We start from the raw sequence: 20,643 nt of genomic DNA on the forward strand, positions 1-20,643 counted from the left end.
ATCACAAACGCGCCGGACGGCGTGGCAGGAGGCTGGGTTTGATGAAATGGCTCGCAGGGATGTTGCTGAGCGCACTGCTGCTGGTGTCGCCGCTGGCGCTGGCCGAGGTGCCTGCAACGCCGCAACCACGACAGTTGACCGTGGCCGATGGCCTGCCGTCCAGCAACATCAATGCCTTTGCCGAAGACCTCACCGGTTACCTGTGGTTGGCAAGCCGTGACGGTCTTGCCCGCTATGACGGTCGCAATTACCGTATCTGGCGCGCGGAGAATGGACTGCGCGACAACGTGGTGTGGAGTTTGCACGCGGACAAGAGCAATCGGCTGTGGATAGGTACACAGAACGCCGGGCTGGTGATGCTGTCGCCAGACCGGCTCAAGTTCAAATTCTTCGATCAGCAGACCTATCCGCAGATCGGCAGCAATACGATCTGGGCCATCACCTCCACACCCGATGGCAGCGTGTGGTTTGGTACCGCCACCGGTGGCCTGCACCGGTTGGATCCGGACGGCAATATCCGCCGCTTCATGCCGATAGATGGAGACGAGCATAGTTTGCCGGCGGCGGCGGTCACCTACATGGCTGTCACCCCCGATGGCAGTCTCTGGGTGGGCACCAAGGGCGGCCTGGCGCGTTGGAATGGCGCAGGCTTCGACCGGGTCAGCAATGCGCTGCTGCCGTCGCCACGCATCAATGGTTTGAAGGTGGATAAACAAGGCCGGCTATGGGTGGCCACCAACGAAGGCGTGGTCCAGCGCCATGCTGATGGCCGCTTCGAGGCGGCCAGCTGGGCAGGTGCGGCGCCCGGCGATGTGTTCAACATGTTGCAGTACTCCGCTGACGGCAGCTACTGGCTGGATACCCGTTCCGGATTGGGGCGCATCCGCAGCAGCGTGGTGCGCAACGTGCCCTTGTACAGCTCGCAGGAGCGCGGGATCGTAAAGCCCAACTGGTCCAGCGCCTACGAAGACCGTGAAGGCGGACTGTGGTTTGCCAGCACCAACGCCGGTTTATGGCATCTACCGCCCAGCTGGCGGCAGTTTTCGGTGTTGTCGCGGCATCTGGATGATCCATCCTCGCTGCGCAATCCGTATGCGTTGGCTTTGGCGCCATCTGCCTCCGGCGGTATCTGGGTGGTGGGTACGCGCGGTGCCTTGGACCGGCTCGACCCCGGTACAGGTGAAGTGCAACACCATCTGGAGGCGATCGACGGCAAGAACTGGCCGCAGTCGCTGGTCGAGGATGCACACGGCAAGGTCTGGATCGGCAGCCTGGATACCTTGGTTCGCTATGACCCGAGTGACCGCAGCGTGCAGCGCTGGCATAGCGACGATGGCAAGGATGCGGCGATGTTCGGTGATGCCGACATCGTGCGCAGTTGTGATGGAGGCCGGATCTGGATTTATTCCGAAGATGGCGGCATGCAGCAGCGCGACGCTGATGGCCACGTGTTGCTGCAGCTGAAAGTGGGTCAGGCAGGCATGCCCGAAGCATTGATCGAAGACATGCAATGCGGCCCGGGCGATCAGCTGTGGTTGGCGTCCGGCACCGGCTTGCATGCCTGGCAATCGCAGGGCAGGCGTTTCTCGCCGGTGCCGGGCGGGCCGGCCGGGCGCGTCTCCACCTTCCACGTCAGCGATACCGGTGTGGCCTGGATTGCCGGCCTCGGGCGCATGGATCGCTACCTCTGGGATGGGCAGCGCATGAGCTTGCTTGATCGCGTTGGCGTCGAACAGGGCTTCCCGATGCTGGCGGCGACCGGCTTGCTGGTGGACGCTGAAGGCGTGGCGTGGGCGATCAGTGCGCGCGGCCTGATCCGCATTGATCCGGCCAATCGTTCGGTGCGTATGTATGGCGTGCACGATGGCCTGCCGGGGCAGGAGTTCCGCCGCCGCTCGCTGGTACAGGCGCGTACCGGCCAGCTTGCCGGTGGCACGCCCGATGGTGTGGTGTTGTTCGATCCCGCCCGGGTGAAACCTTCGACCCGCCGACCACCGCTGATCATCGAGCGGGTCAGCGTGCGTCGTGGTGACAAGGAGCGCGACATCACCCTCGAGTCGCCCTTGCAGATTCTTGATGGTGACCGTGATCTGCGCATTGCTGCGCGCCTGCTGTCCTTTGCCGATTCGGCAACCAATACCTATCGCTTCCGTCTGGCCGGCTATGACCCGGACTGGGTGGACGTGGGCGCGTCCGGCGACCGCGTGTTCTCGCGGCTGCCACCGGGGCGCTATCAGCTGGAAATACAGGCCGCCACCTCGGACAACGTCTGGTCGCCGGTGCAGACCCTGGCCTTCCGTGTGCAGCCGCCATGGGCACGCAGCCCGGCCGGGGTGATGACCTTCATCGTGCTCGCCGTTGCGCTGATCCTGGGCGGTGCCTGGTTGTACCAGCGGCGTCTGCGCCGCCGCAATGAATGGCAGCTGGCCCGCCACAAGCAGGAGCTGGCCGAACAGGCGTCTCTGGCCAAGACCCGCTTCCTGGCCACCCTGGGCCACGAAGTTCGCACGCCGATGACCGGTGTATTGGGTATGAGCGAACTGTTGTTGGCCACGCCGCTGGATGAACGTCAACGTGGCTATACGCAGGCGATCCGGCGTGCCGGCGAGCATCTGTTGCGACTGGTCAACGATGCGCTGGATCTTGCCCGTATCGAAGCCGGCCGGCTGGAGTTGCAGAACCAGCCTTTGGAACTGCGCCAGCTGCTGGAAGACGTGCGTGGCATGGCGGAGCCGCTGGCGAAACGGCGTGGACTGGCATTCGAATTCGACAATGCGGCCGCGCCGCGCACGCGCCTGACCGGCGATGTGATGCGGTTGCGACAGATACTGCTCAACCTGCTGGGCAACGCGATCAAATTCACCAGTCATGGCTCGGTGAGTCTGCGCGTGCGCTTGCAGGAGGGTGGCAAGGGTGTGCGCTTCGAAGTCAGCGACACCGGCCCGGGTATCAGTGCGGAGCAACAGCAACGGCTGTTCCGCCGCTTTGAACAGGCCGATGGTGCCCGCACCGCTGCGCGCTACGGCGGTAGCGGGCTTGGCTTGGCGATCTGCAATGAGCTGAGCGTTGCGATGGGCGGCAGTATCGACGTGGAGAGCAGCCTGGGCGAGGGCACGTGTTTCATTGTCGAGCTGCCGTTGGCCTGGGAAGTACCGCAGGCATCGATGGACGATGAGGCCGATAGCGGTGCCTGGATGAATCTGTCACCGCAGCGGGTGTTGCTGGTGGAGGACGACCCTACCATCGCTGCGGTGATCCGTGGCTTGCTGGAAGTGCACGGACATAGCGCGGTGCATGCCGCGCACGGCCTGGCGGCACTGGCGGAACTGTCCAACCATGAGTTCGATGTGGCCCTGCTGGATCTGGATCTGCCCGGTATCGATGGCTTCGGGCTCGCGCGGCAATTGAAGGCAATGGGCTACGACATGCCGTTGATCGCGGTGACCGCACGCTCCGACGCCGAGGCCGAACCGCTGGCGCGCGAGGCCGGCTTTGCCGATTTCCTGCGCAAGCCGGTGACCGCGCAGATGTTGCTGGAGGCTATCGCCGGCGTATTGGAGGCGCAGCGCCGGCAGCAGGCGCAGGCCGCGCAAGATTGAAGGGCGCGTTTATTCGGCAACTTCTTCCACCGCCCGCGGGTGCGGGCGGTTGTCGGGCAGCTGCCAGAACACCAGTGTCGAGCTGAGTGTGATTGCTCCGACGCAGATGAAGGTGGCATGCAGCGCCGCAGTCGCGCCGTGGCCACTCAAGTGGTCGCCAAAGGCCGCCAGCAGGCTGCCGGCGGTGGCGGCGCCAAAACCGGTGGCGAGCATCATCACCATCGACAGCAGACTGTTGCCGCTGCTGGCCTGCTGCATATCCAGGTCGCGCAGGGTGACAGTGTTCATGACGGTGAACTGCATTGAGTTGACCGCGCCGAAGATCGCCAGCTGAGTCAGTTGCAGCCACAACGGCTGGTCGGCGTTGATCAGGGCGAAGCTGGCCATCGCCAAGCCCACGCAGACGGTGTTGATCATCAGGATGCGGCGGTAGCCAAAGCGCTCCACCAGGCTGACAGCCGCACGTTTGGCCGCCATGCCCGACAGCGCCACCGGAATCATCATCATGCCGGCGGTCATCGGGCTCAGGCCCATGCCCACCTGCAGCAGCAGTGGAATCAACAGCGGCATCGCACCGCTGCCAATGCGCGAGAACAGATTGCCGAGGATGCCGATGCGGAAGCTGATCACCTTGAACAGGCTCAGCGGAAATAGTGCATAGGGCGTGCTGGCCGCATGCAGCCAGTAGCCGGCCAGCGCGGCGATGCCGACCACCGCCAGCAGCAGTACCAGAGCGTGCGCCGAACTGATCGCCGAGACGCCATCCAGCGCCAACGACAAGGCAATCATGCCGAACGCGAGCATCAGGTAGCCGGCCAGATCGAAGCGCTGTTTCCGCTGGCCGTAGTGGTCGGGCATGATCTTCAGCGCGGCGACGAAGCCGGCTACACCGATCGGCAGATTGATCAGGAAGATCCAATGCCAGGAGGAAACTTCCACCAGCCAGCCGCCCAGGGTCGGGCCCAGCAGCGGGCCGATCAGGGCCGGGATGGCGATGAAGCTCATCGCCGACAGGAACTGCTCGCGCGGCACCGAGCGCATCACCGCCAACCGGCCCACCGGCAGCAACATCGCGCCGCCTATGCCCTGCAGTACGCGCGAGGCGACCAGCCATTGCAGTGTCGGCGACAGCGCGCAGGCCAGCGAGCCCAGGGTGAACAACACGATCGCGGCGAGGAAGGTGCGGCGCGTGCCGAAGCGATCGGCGATCCAGCCAGAGGCGGGAATGAAGGTGGCCACCGCCAGCGCGTAACTGAACACCACTGACTGCATCTGCAGCGGGCTTTCACCCAGGCTGCGGGCCATCGCCGGCAAGGCCGTGTTGACGATGGTCGAGTCCAGCATCTGCATGAAGATGGCCAGTGACACCAGCCATAGCAGTGGTTTCTGGGAGGAACTGGCAGGCAGCGGGCTGGGGGGAGCAGGGGACATCAAGACGACTCGCGCTGAGGCAGGGGCTTATTGTCCTCCGATGCGTGTGCAGATGCTGCGCATGCGGTGCCGGTAGCGACGGGCCGTCTGTAGTGCCGAGCCATGCTCGGCAGGGGCTTTACCAGTAGCAGCCACTCGCCTGTAGTGCCGAGCCATGCTCGGCAAGGGCTTTACCAGTAGCAGCCGCTCGCCTGTAGTGCCGAGCCATGCTCGGCAAGGGCTTTACCCGTAGCGGATGGGTTACGTGTAATGCCGCTGCCGAGCATGGCTCGGCACTACGGGCAAAGAAAAAGCCCGGGTCGCCCCGGGCCTTCAGCTTCAGCGGCGGCTGAGGCGATGTACTGCATCCACCAGCACCGCGACGTGCTCGGGGTTCATGTCCGGCGACATGCCGTGGCCAAGGTTGAACACATGGCCTTCGCGCGAACCACCGTTGCCGGCGGCATAGCTTTCCAGCACCTTGCCGACTTCGCGGGTGATCGCGTCGGGCGAGCCGTACAGCGTGGTCGGGTCCAGGTTGCCCTGCAGCGCGACCTTGCCGCCGACTGCGCGGGCGGCGTCTTCCAGCGAGATGGTCCAATCCACGCCAACGCCTTCAGCGCCGCTGGCGGCCAGCTCGGCCACGTACTGGCCGGTGCCCTTGCCGAACAGGATCAGTGGGGTGCGCTCGGCGCCGTCGCCGCGCTTGAGCTCGCTGGCGATGCGGTTGAGGTAGCGCAGCGAGAACTCGCGGTACATCGCCGGGCCGAGCACGCCGCCCCAGGTGTCGAACACCTGCAACGCCTGTGCACCGGCCGCGCGCTGTGCCGACAGGTAGGCGATGACCGCGTCGGTCACTACTTCCAACAGCTGGTGCAAGGCCTTGGGTTCGTTCAGCGCCATCGCCTTGATGCGGGCGAAATCCTTGCTGCCGCCACCTTCGATCATGTAGCAGGCCAGCGTCCACGGGCTGCCGGAGAAGCCGATCAATGGCACCTTGCCGTCCAGCTCGCGGCGGATCAGGCGCACCGCGTCCATCACGTAGCGCAGCTCGGTTTCCATGTCCGGCACAGCCAGCTTGGCGACCGCGGCAACATCACGTACCGGGTGCTTGAACTTGGGGCCTTCGCCATCGACGAAGTACAGTTCCAGGCCCATTGCGTCCGGCACGGTGAGGATGTCGGAGAACAGGATGGCGGCATCCAGGTCGAAGCGCTGCAGCGGCTGCAGGGTCACTTCGCAGGCGACTTCCGGGTTCTTGGCCATGCCCAGGAAACTGCCGGCGCGGGCGCGGGTGGCACGGTATTCTGGCAGGTAGCGGCCGGCCTGGCGCATCAGCCAGACGGGGGTGTAGTCCACGGGCTCGCGGCGCAGGGCGCGCAGGAAGCGGTCATTGCGAAGTGGGCTGGTCACATGGAACTCCTGGAGGTAAGAACCGCAGGCGCGCTGCGGCGCACCTGCAGGGAATGCGGGATTCAGGGCGCGGGCTGGCCGGCGGTGAACATCACCTGGAAGCCTTTCTTGATCTGGCCATCGCGGGCCTTTTCGAAGGCGTGGATGGCCTCGTCATGCTGCAGGAACAGCTCGCGGCGCAGTTGGATGCGGCCGCCAGTCTGGCCGCTTTCGCGCAACAGCTCCCAGCCGCCGAGCAGATCCGGCACCAGGGACAGTTGAACGTAGCGGGGGGCTTCTTTGCCGCTGGGCGGCTGTTGCAGTAGGACGCGCATGGCGGCGATTGTAGCCGGTGTGCGGGTTTTGGGCTGGTTTTGGGGGAACGAGCGGATAAGGCCTGCGCCATCCTTCTCCCCTCGGGAGAAGGTGCCCGAAGGGCGGATGAGGGTACGGGCGAAGCCTCGTGCTCTTTCGACGCCACCGGGCTTCGCCCGTACCCTCACCCCAGCCCCTCTCCCGCAGGGAGAGGGGCTTCAAAGCGCTGCTCGGCTTCTTGCTCAGCCCGCCCGCAGCACAGCCAACACCGCCGCCTCATCCACATCCGGCACAACCTCGGCCTTGCCGATGCCGCGCCACAGCACCAGCCGTAGGCGCCCGGCGATGTTCTTCTTGTCCAGCCGCATATGCCCGAGCAGCGCCTCAGCGTCCAAGCCCGCGGGGATCGCGGTCGGCAGGCCGTAAGCCTCCAGCAGCTCCTGCAGCGTCTCGGTATCGGCTGCATCGGCCATACCCAGCGCCGCCGACAGCTTGGCGGCCAGCACCATGCCAACCGCTACCGCCTCACCGTGATTGAGGTTGTCATTGCCCGGTGCGCCATAGCCCTGCGCGGTCTCGATCGCATGGCCGAAGGTGTGGCCGAGGTTGAGCAGGGCGCGCTCGCCCTTCTCCAGCGGGTCACGTTCGACGATCTCGGCCTTGTGCTCGCAGCTGCGGGCGATGGCCTGGGCCAGCGCGCCGTCTTCGCCAGCCAACAGTGCTTCGCGCTCGGCCTGCAGCCATTGGAAGAACAGCGGGTCGCGGATGGCACCGTATTTGATGACTTCCGCCAGCCCTGCACGCAGCTCGCGCAGCGGCAGGGTGCGCAGTGCGCTGGTATCAGCGACCACCGCACGTGGCGGATGGAAGGCGCCGACCAGGTTCTTGCCCTGTGGGATATCCACCGCGGTCTTGCCGCCAACCGAGGAGTCCACCATCGACAGCAGGGTGGTCGGCAACTGCACGCAGTCGACGCCGCGCATCCAGCAGGCCGCGGCAAAGCCGGCCAGGTCGCCGACTACGCCGCCGCCCAAGGCGAGCACGCAGGCATCGCGGGTGGCGCCCAGGCTTGCCAGTGCATTGATCGCACCGGCGAAATTGTCCAGGGTCTTGGAAGCCTCGCCGGCCGGGATGATGTGCTGGCCGATCTTCAGATCGGGGCGGGCGGCCAGCAGCGCGGCCTGTACCTGGGCCAGGTACAGCGTTGCAACGGTGTCGTCGCTGACCAACAGGACGTGACGGCCGCGGATGGCGCTGATCAGCGTTTCGGCCTGCGACAGCAGGCCCGGGCCGATATGGATCTGGTAGGGGTGTTCGCCGCCGACGGCGACGGTGCGGGTGGGGGCGGTCATGCGGGTCGGTTCCAGGATCTTCCATTGCGCGGCAAGCCGGGTGACGGTGTGCGCGGTGGCGTCGGCGGGGGTGTAAAGGTCGGTATCGATGATCAGGTCGGCTACGTCGCGGTACAGCGGGTCGCGGAGCTCGGCCATGGCGTGCAGCACCTGCTCGCGGTCCTCGCGCTGCAGCAGCGGCCGGGTTTTGTCGCGGTGCAGGCGGGCCAGCTGTGAGGCCACGCTGACCCGCAGGTAGACCACGAAACCACGGGCGCGGATGCGCTCACGGTTCTCAGGGTCGAGCACGCTGCCGCCGCCGGTGGAGATCAGCTGGCCGCTGCCGTCCAGCAGGCAGGACAGGACCCGTTTTTCATGGGCACGGAAGCCGGCTTCGCCGACGTTCTCGAAAATGGCCGGGATGCTGGATCCGACGTCGTCGACGATGGCTTGGTCGGCATCCACGAATACCAGCCCGAAACGCTCGGCCAGGCGACGGCCGATGCTGGTTTTGCCGGCGCCCATGGGGCCGACCAGGATGAGATTGGGGGCGGGATTCATTACTGGAAGATGCTAGCACCTCGTGTCAGTGCCTTAACACGGTAGCAGCCAAGCTCGGCAGTTCCACGAATGGTTCGTGGTGCAACCAAGGAGTTGGACATGTCAGTGGCGAAAATCATTGAAGTCAACGCGTCCTCCAAGACCAGCATCGAGGATGCGGTGCGTAGCGGCATCAAGAAGGTGGCCGAGACGGTCAAAGGCATCCAGGGCGCGTGGATCAACGAAACCAAGGTTGTCACCGACAGTGACGGCAATGTCACCGAGTGGCGGGTCAACCTGCGGATCACATTCCTGGTGCAGTAATGCGGTTGCAGTAATCGTGCGGTGGGCGCCCAGCGATCAAGCAGGGCGCGCATCTGCAAGGACTCGGCGGCGGCAGCGCCGTCGAGTCGTTCATGCAATGCCGTTGTCGTGCAGCTCGGTGGACGGCTTCAGCCCTGTGGGTCGGCCAGCGGTTGCCGTTGTGCATCCAGTGCAATGACCCGGTCAGCGATGTCGGGCAGGGTGCGCAATGCCTGCCGGCTGATGCGCTCGTAGAACTGCACGAAGCGCTCCAGTTGCGGCCGGGTCATGCTGCTGCGGCCGGGCGAGGCCTGCTGCAGTGCCTGCTCCTGCTGCCAACGCCAATGCGGTACCACCGCAAAGCTTGGCGGCTGCAGCATCCACAGCCGGTCAAAGCGTTGCCACAAGGCCGGGTAGTGCTCGGCCAGGGCCTGGTTGCACCAGCGCCGCCAAGTGCCGTCGGCATCAGCGTCGCGTTCCAATGCGTTCAAGGGTGCTTGGAGCGCGTCATCGGTTTCGGCCGGTGTGCCCAGAAACCAGCCTTCGAACACCAGCAGATCAAGCGGTTGCTCGATCTTTTTCCACTGTGCTTCCGGCACGCGTTCGTCGGCGAGTTTGTCGAAGCGCGGCAAGGGGAACGCTTGTCCGGTTTTGGCCGCATCCAGCGTAGCCAGCGCCAGCGGCAGATCATGCGTGCCCGGCGGCCCGCGTGTGGCCAGCAAGGGATGCACGCGATCGGCCAGGCGCTGCCGCTGCGCGCGGGTCAGGTAGGTGTCATCGATGGACACTGCCGCAGCGCACAGGCCGCGGCTGCGGGCCAGATCCACGATCTGTGCCGCCAACGTGGACTTGCCGCTGCCTTGCACGCCGCTGATCGCCAGTACTGGCGTGCGGTCGGCACTGCTCAGTGCATCATCCAATGCCTGTGCAACCAGTGCCGGCGCAAAGCGGCGTTGGGAAAAACTGTGCGGAACGGGGGACATGCCGCCACAATAGCCCAAACACGTGCCCTACGAAGCAGGACCATGACCAATCTTTACGCAGAAGCGCTTTTGACTTTCGCCGCATTGTTTGAAGAGGCCAAGGCTGGCAAGGAAATCGATGCCACCGCGATGACGGTTGCCACCGCCGACATCGACGGCCGCCCGTCGGCGCGCACGGTGTTGCTGAAGGCCTTCGACGAACGCGGCTTCGTGTTCTACACCCATCTGGACAGCCGCAAGGGCCGCGAGCTGCACGATAACCGGGCCACGGCGCTGTTGTTCCTGTGGCGCAGCCTGCGCGAGGCCGGTATCCAGGTGCGGATTGAAGGTGATGCGCAGCTGGTATCGGCTACCGAATCTGATGCCTACTTCGCCAGCCGTCCACGCATGAGCCAGATTGGTGCCTGGGCCTCGGCGCAGTCGCAGCCGCTGGCCTCGCGCGAAGAGTTTGAACAGCGCCTTGTCAACTTCGAGGCGCGCTTTGAAGGCCGTGATGTGCCACGCCCGGATGGCTGGGGCGGTGTGCGTGTGGTGCCGCGACGGATCGAGTTCTGGTACGGCGCTGACTTCCGCCTGCATGAGCGTTGGTGCTATGAGGCCGATGCGGCGGGTGAGTGGAGCAAGCGGATGCTGTTCCCGTGATCAGCACTGGCTGCAGTGTGCGGCTGGCTCAGGCCGATGATTGGCGGGACTGGGCCGAGCTGCGCGTTGAACTGTGGCCAGACAGTGAAACCGACATGGTTGACCTGTTGGAGTTGATCGAAGCGGAAGGTCACACTTGCCTGCTAGCCTGCAACGCCGATGGGCGGGTGCTGGGCATGGCAGAGGCCAGTGTCCGCCATGAATATGTCAACGGTACTGACAGTTCTCCGGTGGGCTTTCTGGAAGGGTGGGTCGTACGCGCGTCGGTACGGGGTGGTGGTCTTGGGCGTCTGTTGATTGATGCCGTGGCGCAATGGGCGCGTGAGCAGGGCTGCACGGAGCTGGCGTCGGATTCTGGATTGGAGAACACGTCGGCGCAGGCCGCACATGAGGCTTGCGGCTTCACTGAAACCGAGCGCGTGGTCTATTACCGCATGCCGCTGACGGTGGCCGGCTGATGCAGCTGTATCCGGTCTATCGGATCACTGTGTTCGTGCCGCCAGCACAGTTGGAGGCGTTGAAGCAGGGCATTCTAGCGGTGGATGATCTGGCCGCTGGCGGCTACGCCCACGGCATGTGGGAATCCGCGCCCGGGCTGGAGCAGTTCCGCGTGCTCGAAGGCACGCAAAGCGCCGTTGGTCAGGGCGGGGAGCTGGTGCGTGCATCTACGGTGCGACTGGAGTTCTGCATCCCGCGCGATCCACAACGCTTGCAGCGGTTGTTGGATGACGGCATCGCTGCGCATCATCCTTGGAACAATCCTGCCGTATTCGTCGATACAACGGAGTTCGCTGCACCATGATTGGCCCGCGTCGCATTGTCTGCCTCACCGAGGAACCGACCGAAACCCTGTACGCACTGGGCGAACAAGACCGCATCGTCGGCATCAGTGGCTTCACCGTGCGGCCGCCCGAGGCACGCCGCGACAAACCCAAGGTCAGTGCTTTCACCAGCGCCAAGGTAGGCGAGATACTCAAGCTCAAGCCTGATCTGGCGATTGGGTTCTCCGACATCCAGGCCGATATCGCCGCCGAGTTGATACGCAACGGTGTGGAAGTGTGGATTGCCAATCATCGCAGTGTCGCCGGCATCCTCGATTACATCCGTCGGTTGGGCGGGCTGGTGGGTGTGGCCGAGCGTGCCAATGCCTATGCGGACGAGTTGCAGCGTGGCCTGGATGCGATTGCAGAGCTGGCAGTGAAATTGCCACAGCGGCCGCGGGTGTATGTCGAAGAGTGGGACGAGCCCATCATCACCGGCATCCAATGGGGCGCCGAGCTGGTGGAGATTGCTGGCGGCATCGATGTGTTTCCGGAGTTGTCGTGTGAACCGCTGGCCAAGGCGCGCATCCTCGCCAATGGTGACCCGGTGATCGCACGTAATCCGGACATCATCATCGGCTCATGGTGCGGCAAGAAGTTTCGCCCCGAGCGGGTGGCTGCACGTTCCGGCTGGGAGGCAATCAATGCCGTGCGCGATGGCGAACTGCACGAGATCAAGTCACCGCTGATCCTGCAGCCTGGCCCGGCGGCATTGACCGATGGCGTGCAGGCAATCGCGCAGATCATCAACCAATGGTCGAAGCGGGTGGAAGCGTTGTAGGAGCGGCGTAAACCGCGAAGCCATCAACAGCGAAACCGCCGAACAATCTGCAATCACGATGCATCTTCCGGCTGTGGGAGCGGCGTAAGCCGCGAAGCTGGCAAGGCAAGAATGGCCGCAAAAGCGAACCCCTCCCCAACCCTCCCCTTTGCTGCGCAAAAGGGAGGGAGCAGCAGCGTATCACCCTCTCGGCGCCAGCCCTGTATACCGCGCACGCGGCCGTATCAAGGTACCCAGTGCCTGCTGTTCCAGCGCATGCGCCAACCAGCCGGTAAGCCGTGCAGTAGCGAACATCACCAGCGCATGCGCGCCCGGCAGTTCATGGACATAGCAGATAGCCCCCAGCATCCCATCAATATTCGGCCGCTGGCCGCTGACTTCTTCGGTAGCCGCCAGGACTGCTTCCACATGTCGCATGCGCGGCGAATCACCGCTTAGCTCATGCAACTGACGTAGTACCTCGGCACCGCGCGGATCACCATCGGGGTAGAGCAGGTGATTGAAGCCGGGCAGTTCGTCACCGCGCCGCCAACGTTCGGCAATGAAGGCGGCAGGCGATCCGCTGGCTTCAGCATCCACCAGCAAGGCATGTGCCCGCGCGGTCGCACCGCCGTGGCGTGGGCCGGACAGGGCCGCCAATCCAGCACTCACCGTGGCATGCAGGTGCGCACCGGTAGAGGCAACCACGCGCGCTGCGAACGCGGAAACATTCAATTCGTGATCGGCGCACAACACCAGCGCCGAGCGCACCAGCTCAGCGAAGGCTGCATTGCCAGGCATCCATGCGTCGGCCAATAAACGATGTACTGGACGCGCATCGGGCTCGGTGCCGACCAGCAAGGCCGCGTTCTGGCGCAACAGCATCGCCGCGACCTCGCGCCGCACCGAGGCGGCGGCGTTGAGCGATTGGCGTTGTTCCAGTGCCAGCAGCGGGATGCAGGCCATCGCGCGCTCGACCGCCGGCAGGCTGGTATCCAATGCCAGGCTGGCGATGCGCGGCGGCCACGAGGGCAGGGCGGTCGCCGCGAACGGATCCTGCTCCTCGCACTCCCATAGCAGGCGCGCGATGTCTTCCAGCGTGGCACCGGCCTGTGCTGCGGCTACGGCTGAGCGGCCACGGTAATAGGGCGCATCCGGACGGATCAGCGAGATGCGGGTTTCCAACACCGGCAGACCACGGTCCAGGCTCTGCGCAGCTCCCCGTTCGGCGCCCCGGCCGGCCTGCTTGCGCTGTGCCAGGCGTTCAACTTCCGCGCGCAGGTACACCCGGCTGCGTGCAGATGTGCCCGGACGTGAAGTGAGCTGGCCGCGGCTGACATAGGCATACAAGGTGGCCGCGCTGATGCCGAGCAGGGCACAGGCTTCGTTGGCGGGGATCAATTCGGGATCGAGGGTGTCGGACATGGCGTATTCAATAGGTTGATTTATTGAATCAAGATTGATCAATGCATCCGATGGTGACAGATTAACCGTGACAGCGGAATGGCATGCTCGCCTCCGCCCAGCCACAAGCCAGGAGTCACTCATGAGTCTTTCTTCCGCCGGCGCTGCATTCCGCGCCGCACTGGCCGCCGAATCCCCCTTGCAGGTGGTCGGTGCGATCAATGCCAATCACGCGCTGCTGGCCAAGCGCGCCGGTTACCGCGCCATCTACCTGTCCGGCGGCGGCGTTGCCGCTGGCTCGCTGGGCCTGCCGGACCTGGGCATCAATACGATGGAAGACGTGTTGATCGACGTGCGCCGCATCAGCGACGTCTGCGACCTGCCGTTGATGGTCGATATCGACACCGGTTTCGGCCCGAGCGCGTTCAATATCGCGCGCACGGTGAAGTCGCTGATCAAGGCCGGCGCCGCCGCCTGCCATATCGAAGACCAGGTTGGCGCCAAGCGCTGCGGCCACCGCCCCGGCAAGGAAATCGTCTCGCAGGGTGAAATGGTTGATCGGGTAAAGGCTGCGGCTGACGCCAAGACCGACCCGGATTTCTTCCTGATCGCCCGCACCGACGCCATCCAGATGGAAGGCGTGGACGCTGCCATCGAGCGCGCCCTGGCCTGCGTGGAAGCCGGCGCCGACGGCATCTTTGCCGAGGCGGCCTACGATCTGGAGACCTATAAGCGTTTCGCCGACGCAGTGAAGGTGCCGTTGCTGGCCAACATCACTGAATTTGGCGCCACCCCGCTGTTCAGTCGCGATGAACTGGCCTCGGCCGGCGTGGCGATGCAGCTGTTCCCGCTGTCGGCGTTCCGTGCAGCCAACAAGGCGGCAGAGAACGTATACGAGGCAATCCGCCGTGACGGCCACCAGCGCAACGTGGTGGAGACCATGCAGACCCGCGAGGAGCTGTACGACCGCATCGGTTACCACGCCTTCGAAGGCCAGCTGGACAAAGTGTTCGCAGGCAAGGGCGCATGATGGCGGTCCAACCCGCCTACTGAAAACACCATGGCAAGCACTTCATCCCGCACCACCCGTGTCGATCGCCGTGAAACGGCGCGGCAGCTGTTGCAGAAAGAGCTGGAGCAGTTGCCGCCGGAAGAGCGTGAGGTGGTTGAGCGCTTCATCTCACGGCGGCAGGTAGCGCGCAATGTCGGGCGAGAGTTCCATCAGACCCGCACCTTGGGTGAACGGATTGCTGATCGGGTAGCGCAGGTAGGCGGCAGCTGGCGCTTCATCCTGTGCTTCTTTTTCCTGTTGGTGCTGTGGATGGCGCTCAACAGTTTCATGTTGGCCAAGGCATTCGACCCCTATCCCTACATCCTGCTCAACCTGGTGCTGTCCTGCCTGGCTGCGGTGCAGGCGCCGATCATCATGATGAGCCAGAACCGCCAGGCAGTGGTGGACCGGATGAATGCTGAAAACGACTACCAAGTAAATGTGAAGTCGGAGTTGGAAGTACTGCAGATCCACGGAAAGCTGGATCTGCTGCGCTCACAGGATTGGGCGCTGCTGGTGGAACAGCAGAATCGCCAGATCGACATGCTGCAGCGGTTGCTGGAGAGCCATCAGGCCCCGCCCAGCCAGAACAATAGCTGAAACCAAAATTCGCCCCCGGAGGTAAAGACCATGTCAGAGCAAGCCACCGTCGCACCGGCTTTCAAGCCGAAGAAGTCCGTTGCACTGTCCGGCACCGCAGCCGGCAACACCGCCCTGTGTACCGTTGGCCGCAGTGGCAACGATCTGCACTACCGTGGCTACGACATCCTGGACCTGGCCAACACCAGTGAGTTCGAGGAAATCGCCCACCTGCTGGTGCACGGCAAGCTGCCGAACAAGGCCGAGCTGCGCGCCTACAAGGCCAAGCTGAAGGCGCTGCGTGGCATCCCGGCATCGGTGAAGGCCGCATTGGAAGAACTGCCGCCGTCGGCACACCCGATGGACGTGATGCGCACCGGCGTTTCCGTGCTGGGTTGTGTGTCGCCGGAGAAGGACGACCACAACCACCCGGGCGCACGCGACATCGCCGACAAACTGATGGCTTCGCTAGGTTCAATGCTGCTGTACTGGTACCACTGGAGCCACAACGGGAAGGTCATCGACGTGGAGACCGACGATGATTCGATCGGCGGCCATTTCCTGCACCTGCTGCACGGCGAGCAGCCGCGCGAGTCCTGGGTCAAGGCGATGCACACCAGCCTGATCCTGTACGCAGAGCACGAATTCAACGCCTCGACCTTCGCCTGTCGCGTCATCGCCGGTACCGGCAGCGACATGTACAGCGCCATCACCGGCGGTATCGGCGCGCTGCGTGGTCCGAAGCACGGCGGTGCCAATGAAGTCGCCTTCGAAGTGCAGAAGCGCTACGAGACGCCGGACGAAGCCGAGGCTGACATCAAGGCCCGCGTTGAGCGCAAGGAAGTGGTGATTGGTTTCGGTCACCCGGTCTACACCGTGTCCGATCCGCGCAACAAGGTGATCAAGGACGTCTCGCGCGAGCTGTCGGCCGAGCAGGAAAACATGAAGATGTACGACATCGCCGAGCGTCTGGAGTCGGTTATGTGGGACATCAAGAAGATGTTCCCGAACCTGGATTGGTTCAGTGCCGTCAGCTACCACATGATGGGCGTGCCGACGGCGATGTTCACTCCCCTGTTCGTGATTGCACGTACTGCAGGTTGGAGCGCGCACATCATCGAGCAGCGCATCGACGGCAAGATCATCCGCCCGAGCGCGAATTACACCGGGCCGGAGGATCAGACCTTCGTGCCGTTGGATAAGCGCGCTTAATGAAACCAAAGCCATCTCTGCCACAAGCGAGATGACGCCTGCACCATCTTCGCCACAAGCGAGATAAAGCCCCTCTCCCGCCTGCGGGAGAGGGGTTGGGGTGAGGGGAAGCTTCCAGCACGTGGAGCAAGCTTCAAGCCCATAAACAAAGCGGAGCAAAGATGGAGCTCAAGCAAGAGCAAGAGCAAGAGCAAGAGCAAGAGCAAGAGCTCCCCCCATCCGCCCTCCGGGCACCTTCCCCCGCAGGCGGGAGAAGGGAGCCGCCAGATTCCAGGTGTTGCTGTGGGATTGCTGCAATTGCATGCATCCGCGAGCAATCCACCCCAACACCAGCAAGCCCAGACCCTCACAGGCCAGCCATGAATACCGATTACCGCAAAAACCTCGCAGGCAGCACGCTCGACTATTTCGACGCACGCGCCGCAGTCGATGCCATCCAGCCCGGCGCCTACGCCACGCTGCCCTATACCTCGCGCGTGCTGGCCGAAAACCTGGTGCGCCGCTGCAACCCGGTTACGCTCACTGATTCGCTCACCCAGCTGATCGAGCGTAAGCGCGATCTGGATTTTCCCTGGTTCCCGGCTCGTGTGGTCTGCCACGACATCCTCGGCCAGACTGCATTGGTCGATCTGGCTGGCCTGCGTGATGCCATCGCTGACAAGGGCGGTGATCCGGCCAAGGTCAACCCGGTGGTGCCAGTGCAGCTGATCGTCGATCACTCGCTGGCCGTTGAATGCGGTGGCTACGATCCGGACGCGTTCAACAAGAACCGAGCGATCGAAGACCGCCGCAACGAAGACCGCTTCCACTTCATCGACTGGACCAAGCTGGCCTTCGAGAACGTCGATGTGATTCCACCGGGCAACGGCATCATGCATCAGATCAATCTGGAGAAGATGTCGCCGGTGATCTACCAGCAGGGCGGGGTGGCTTTCCCGGATACCTGCGTCGGCACCGACAGCCACACCCCGCACGTGGATGCGCTGGGCGTGATTGCTATCGGTGTTGGCGGTCTGGAAGCCGAGAACGTGATGCTGGGCCGCGCCTCGTGGATGCGCCTGCCCGATATCATCGGCGTCAAGCTGACCGGCAAGCCGCAGCCGAACATCACCGCCACCGACGTGGTGCTGGCGATCACCGAGTTCCTGCGCAAGGAACGCGTGGTCGGCGCCTGGCTGGAGTTCTTCGGTGAAGGCGCCGCAGCACTGACCATCGGTGACCGCGCCACCATCTCCAATATGTGCCCGGAGTACGGTGCAACCGCGGCAATGTTCTACATCGACCAGCAGACCATCGACTACCTGCGCCTGACCGGCCGCGAGGAGGCGCAGATCGCGCTGGTCGAGAACTATGCCAGGACCACCGGTCTGTGGGCAGACGCGCTGGAAACCGCGCAGTACGAACGTGTACTGGAATTCGACCTGTCCAGCGTCGTGCGCAACATGGCCGGTCCCAGCAATCCGCACAAGCGCCTGCCGGTGTCCGACCTTGCCGAGCGCGGCATCGCTGACGAAGCCAAGCTGCTCAGCGGCAAGGGCGAGGAAGCCGAAGGCCTGATGCCGGATGGCGCGGTGATCATCGCCGCCATCACCAGCTGCACCAATACCTCCAACCCGCGCAACGTGATCGCCGCCGCGCTGCTGGCGCGCAACGCCAACGCGCGCGGTTTGACCCGCAAGCCGTGGGTGAAGTCGTCGCTGGCACCGGGCTCCAAGGCCGTGCAGCTGTATCTGGAAGAAGCCGGCTTGTTGCCGGACCTGGAGAAGCTGGGCTTCGGCATCGTCGCCTTCGCCTGCACTACCTGCAATGGCATGAGCGGCGCGCTCGACCCGAAGATCCAGCAGGAAATCATCGACCGCGATCTGTACTCGACCGCAGTGTTGTCGGGCAACCGCAACTTCGACGGGCGCATCCACCCGTATGCCAAGCAGGCCTTCCTGGCCTCGCCGCCATTGGTGATCGCCTATGCCATCGCCGGCACTGTGCGCTTTGATATCGAAAAAGATGTGCTGGGTGTTGATGCCGACGGCAACGAAGTTCGCCTGAAGGACATCTGGCCGAGCGATGCCGAGATCGACGCGGTGGTGAAGGCGTCGGTGAAGCCGGAGCAGTTCCGCAAGGTCTACAACCCGATGTTCAACGTACGCGTCGAGCACGGCGAGAAGGTCAGCCCGCTGTACGACTGGCGCCCGCAGAGCACCTATATCCGCCGCCCGCCGTACTGGGAGGGTGCATTGGCCGGTGAGCGCACGCTGCGCGGCATGCTGCCGCTGGCGGTGCTGCCGGACAACATCACCACCGACCACCTGTCGCCGTCCAACGCCATCCTGCTGTCCAGCGCCGCCGGTGAATATCTGGCCAAGATGGGCTTGCCGGAAGAGGACTTCAATTCCTACGCCACCCACCGCGGCGACCACCTCACCGCGCAGCGCGCCACGTTCGCCAATCCCAAGCTGTTCAACGAGATGGTGCGCAACGAAGACGGCAGCGTGAAGCAGGGCTCGCTGGCGCGGGTGGAGCCGGAAGGCAAAGTGATGCGCATGTGGGAAGCGATTGAAACCTACATGGAGCGCAAGCAGCCGCTGATCATCATCGCCGGTGCCGACTACGGCCAGGGCAGCTCGCGTGACTGGGCCGCCAAGGGCGTGCGTCTGGCCGGCGTGGAAGCGATTGCCGCCGAGGGCTTCGAGCGGATTCACCGTACCAACCTGATCGGCATGGGCGTGCTGCCGCTGGAGTTCAAGCCGGGCACGGATCGCAATACGTTGGGCATCGATGGCACCGAGAGCTATGACGTGATCGGCCTGCGCACCCCGCGCACCGATCTGACCCTGGTCATCACCCGTCGCAACGGTGAAGTGCTGAAGGTGCCGATGACCTGTCGTCTGGACTCGGATGAAGAAGTTGCGATCTACGAGGCCGGTGGCGTATTGCAGCGCTTCGCGCAGGACTTCCTGGAATCGGCAAACGCATGACGCCAAAGCCCCTCTCCCGCTCGCGGGAGAGGGGTTGGGGTGAGGGCAGGGAAGGCACGTGTTACGTCGGAACCTCCATTTCAAGATCGAAGCAAGGAAACCCGCACCATGTCCCACACCCCCCAGATCAGAATCCCAGCCACCTACATGCGCGGCGGTACCTCCAAGGGCGTGTTTTTTCGTCTGGAAGACCTGCCGGTCAGCGCCCAACAGCCGGGCCTGGCACGTGACCATCTGCTGCAGCGGGTAATCGGCTCGCCCGATCCGTATGCCAAGCACACCGATGGCATGGGCGGCGCCACCTCCAGCACCAGCAAATGCGTGATCATCTCGCCCAGCAGCAAGCCCGATCACGATGTGGACTATCTATACGGGCAGGTGTCGATCGATACCGATTTCGTTGACTGGTCCGGCAACTGCGGCAACCTGTCCACCGGTGCTGGTGCATTCGCGCTGCATGCGGGCTACGTCGATCCCGCACGCGTGCCGGAGAACGGCGTCTGCGTGGTGCGCATATGGCAGGCAAACATCAACAAGACCATCATCGCCCACGTGCCTGTCAGCAACGGCCAGGTGCAGGAAACCGGTGATTTTGAAACGGATGGCGTCACCTTCCCAGCCGCCGAGATCGTGTTGGAGTTCATCGATCCGGCAGATGAGGGCGAAGGCGAGGGTGGTGGCGCGATGTTTCCCACCGGCAACCTGATCGACGAGCTCGATGTGCCCGGCATCGGCAAGCTGCAGGCGACCATGATCACCGCTGGTATTCCCACGGTCTTCATCAATGCGGCGGACATCGGCTACACAGGAGCCGAGTTGCAGTCCGCCATCAATGAGGACAAGGCAGCACTGGCAAAGCTCGAAGCGATCCGCGTCGCCGGCGCACTGCGCATGGGTCTGATCAAGACACCGGAAGAAGCGCTCAAGCGCCAGCACACGCCCAAGGTCGCCTTCGTGGCGTCGCCGCTCGACTACGTCTCCAGTGGCAACAAGCAGATCCATGCCGCTGACATCGAGCTCAATGCACGTGCCATGTCGATGGGCAAGCTGCACCACGCGATGATGGGCACCGCCTCGGTGGCCATCGCCACGGCAGCGGCAGTGCCGGGCACGCTGGTCAACCTGGCCGCCGGTGGTGGTCAGCGTGATGCGGTGCGTTTCGGCCACCCCTCCGGCACGCTGCGCGTTGGTGCCGTGGTCGCGCTGGTCGATGGCCAATGGACCGTCACCAAGGCGGTGATGAGCCGTAGCGCCCGCATCCTGATGGAAGGCTGGGTACGTGTGCCGGGTGATGCGTTCTGAGTTTCCTCGTCTTACCGGTACAAA

General features: G+C 64.0%; 17 protein-coding genes and 1 pseudogene. 11 read left to right on the forward strand and 7 right to left on the reverse strand.

The window, feature by feature from the left end:
* The first annotated feature begins 41 nt into the window (after positions 1-41).
* Positions 42-3,599, forward strand: a complete 3,558-nt coding sequence (locus ACVOMB_RS05545; protein WP_481530264.1) for a hybrid sensor histidine kinase/response regulator — start codon at positions 42-44, stop codon at positions 3,597-3,599.
* A 9-nt stretch (positions 3,600-3,608) separates the two neighbouring features.
* Here the strand turns inward: ACVOMB_RS05545 and mdtD are convergent, their stop codons facing one another.
* From mdtD to ACVOMB_RS05570, 5 genes and pseudogenes are all read right to left on the reverse strand, one after another.
* A complete protein-coding gene (gene mdtD, locus ACVOMB_RS05550) occupies positions 3,609-5,030 on the reverse strand; it encodes a multidrug transporter subunit MdtD (protein ID WP_481530265.1) in 1,422 nt (473 codons plus the stop codon).
* A gap of 318 nt (positions 5,031-5,348) precedes the next feature.
* On the reverse strand, positions 5,349-6,422 hold the full coding sequence (hemE, locus tag ACVOMB_RS05555; protein ID WP_481530266.1) for a uroporphyrinogen decarboxylase: 1,074 nt from the start codon (positions 6,420-6,422) through the stop codon (positions 5,349-5,351).
* A 62-nt stretch (positions 6,423-6,484) separates the two neighbouring features.
* Positions 6,485-6,736, reverse strand: coding sequence for a WGR domain-containing protein (locus ACVOMB_RS05560; protein WP_481530267.1), 252 nt, complete (start codon positions 6,734-6,736; stop codon positions 6,485-6,487).
* Between the two features lie 222 nt (positions 6,737-6,958).
* A complete protein-coding gene (gene aroB / locus ACVOMB_RS05565) occupies positions 6,959-8,068 on the reverse strand; it encodes a 3-dehydroquinate synthase (protein ID WP_481530288.1) in 1,110 nt (369 codons plus the stop codon).
* Positions 8,069-8,083: 15 nt separating this feature from the next.
* Positions 8,084-8,608, reverse strand: a pseudogene (locus ACVOMB_RS05570) (shikimate kinase); the annotation flags it as partial.
* 99 nt (positions 8,609-8,707) lie between these two features.
* Here ACVOMB_RS05570 and ACVOMB_RS05575 point away from each other — a divergent pair.
* Complete coding sequence (locus ACVOMB_RS05575) at positions 8,708-8,911, forward strand: dodecin family protein (RefSeq protein ID WP_481517051.1); 204 nt, start codon at positions 8,708-8,710, stop codon at positions 8,909-8,911.
* A 128-nt stretch (positions 8,912-9,039) separates the two neighbouring features.
* Here ACVOMB_RS05575 and ACVOMB_RS05580 read toward each other — a convergent pair whose 3' ends face one another.
* Positions 9,040-9,873 (reverse strand): kinase, encoded by an 834-nt coding sequence (locus ACVOMB_RS05580; protein WP_481530268.1) that lies wholly within the window; start codon positions 9,871-9,873, stop codon positions 9,040-9,042.
* A gap of 42 nt (positions 9,874-9,915) precedes the next feature.
* Here ACVOMB_RS05580 and pdxH point away from each other — a divergent pair, with 42 nt between their 5' ends.
* Genes pdxH through ACVOMB_RS05600 form a run of 4 tightly spaced genes read left to right on the forward strand, consistent with a single transcriptional unit; the run spans position 9,916 to position 12,117 of the window.
* Positions 9,916-10,515: a pyridoxamine 5'-phosphate oxidase gene (gene pdxH, locus ACVOMB_RS05585; RefSeq protein WP_481530269.1), complete on the forward strand. Its 600-nt coding sequence runs from the start codon at positions 9,916-9,918 to the stop codon at positions 10,513-10,515.
* Entirely contained in the window at positions 10,512-10,973 is a 462-nt protein-coding gene (gene aac(6'), locus ACVOMB_RS05590; RefSeq protein ID WP_481530270.1) for an aminoglycoside 6'-N-acetyltransferase, read from the forward strand. The genes pdxH and aac(6') overlap by 4 nt, the downstream gene beginning before the upstream one ends.
* Positions 10,973-11,317 carry a YqfO family protein gene (locus ACVOMB_RS05595; RefSeq protein ID WP_481530271.1) on the forward strand — a complete coding sequence of 115 codons (345 nt, stop codon included), beginning with the start codon at positions 10,973-10,975 and terminating at the stop codon, positions 11,315-11,317. The genes aac(6') and ACVOMB_RS05595 overlap by 1 nt, the downstream gene beginning before the upstream one ends.
* A complete protein-coding gene (locus ACVOMB_RS05600) occupies positions 11,317-12,117 on the forward strand; it encodes an ABC transporter substrate-binding protein (RefSeq protein ID WP_481530289.1) in 801 nt (266 codons plus the stop codon). Before ACVOMB_RS05595 ends, ACVOMB_RS05600 begins: the two co-directional genes overlap by 1 nt.
* 180 nt (positions 12,118-12,297) lie before the next feature.
* Here the strand turns inward: ACVOMB_RS05600 and ACVOMB_RS05605 are convergent, their stop codons facing one another.
* Positions 12,298-13,521, reverse strand: coding sequence for a citrate/2-methylcitrate synthase (locus tag ACVOMB_RS05605; protein ID WP_481530272.1), 1,224 nt, complete (start codon positions 13,519-13,521; stop codon positions 12,298-12,300).
* Between the two features lie 121 nt (positions 13,522-13,642).
* Between ACVOMB_RS05605 and prpB the strand changes: the two genes are divergently transcribed.
* The 5 genes from prpB to prpF all read left to right on the forward strand — a co-directional run bounded on the left by prpB (position 13,643) and on the right by prpF (position 20,619).
* On the forward strand, positions 13,643-14,530 hold the full coding sequence (gene prpB, locus ACVOMB_RS05610) for a methylisocitrate lyase (protein WP_481530273.1): 888 nt from the start codon (positions 13,643-13,645) through the stop codon (positions 14,528-14,530).
* Positions 14,531-14,560: 30 nt separating this feature from the next.
* Positions 14,561-15,151, forward strand: a complete 591-nt coding sequence (locus ACVOMB_RS05615) for a DUF1003 domain-containing protein (protein ID WP_481530274.1) — start codon at positions 14,561-14,563, stop codon at positions 15,149-15,151.
* 30 nt (positions 15,152-15,181) lie between these two features.
* Positions 15,182-16,342 carry a bifunctional 2-methylcitrate synthase/citrate synthase gene (gene prpC / locus ACVOMB_RS05620; RefSeq protein ID WP_481530275.1) on the forward strand — a complete coding sequence of 387 codons (1,161 nt, stop codon included), beginning with the start codon at positions 15,182-15,184 and terminating at the stop codon, positions 16,340-16,342.
* A 359-nt stretch (positions 16,343-16,701) separates the two neighbouring features.
* Positions 16,702-19,317, forward strand: coding sequence for a Fe/S-dependent 2-methylisocitrate dehydratase AcnD (gene acnD / locus ACVOMB_RS05625; protein ID WP_481530276.1), 2,616 nt, complete (start codon positions 16,702-16,704; stop codon positions 19,315-19,317).
* A 108-nt stretch (positions 19,318-19,425) separates the two neighbouring features.
* Positions 19,426-20,619, forward strand: a complete 1,194-nt coding sequence (gene prpF / locus ACVOMB_RS05630) for a 2-methylaconitate cis-trans isomerase PrpF (RefSeq protein ID WP_481530277.1) — start codon at positions 19,426-19,428, stop codon at positions 20,617-20,619.
* Positions 20,620-20,643: the final 24 nt, after the last annotated feature.

This window comes from Stenotrophomonas sp. STEN018 (assembly GCF_056760235.1).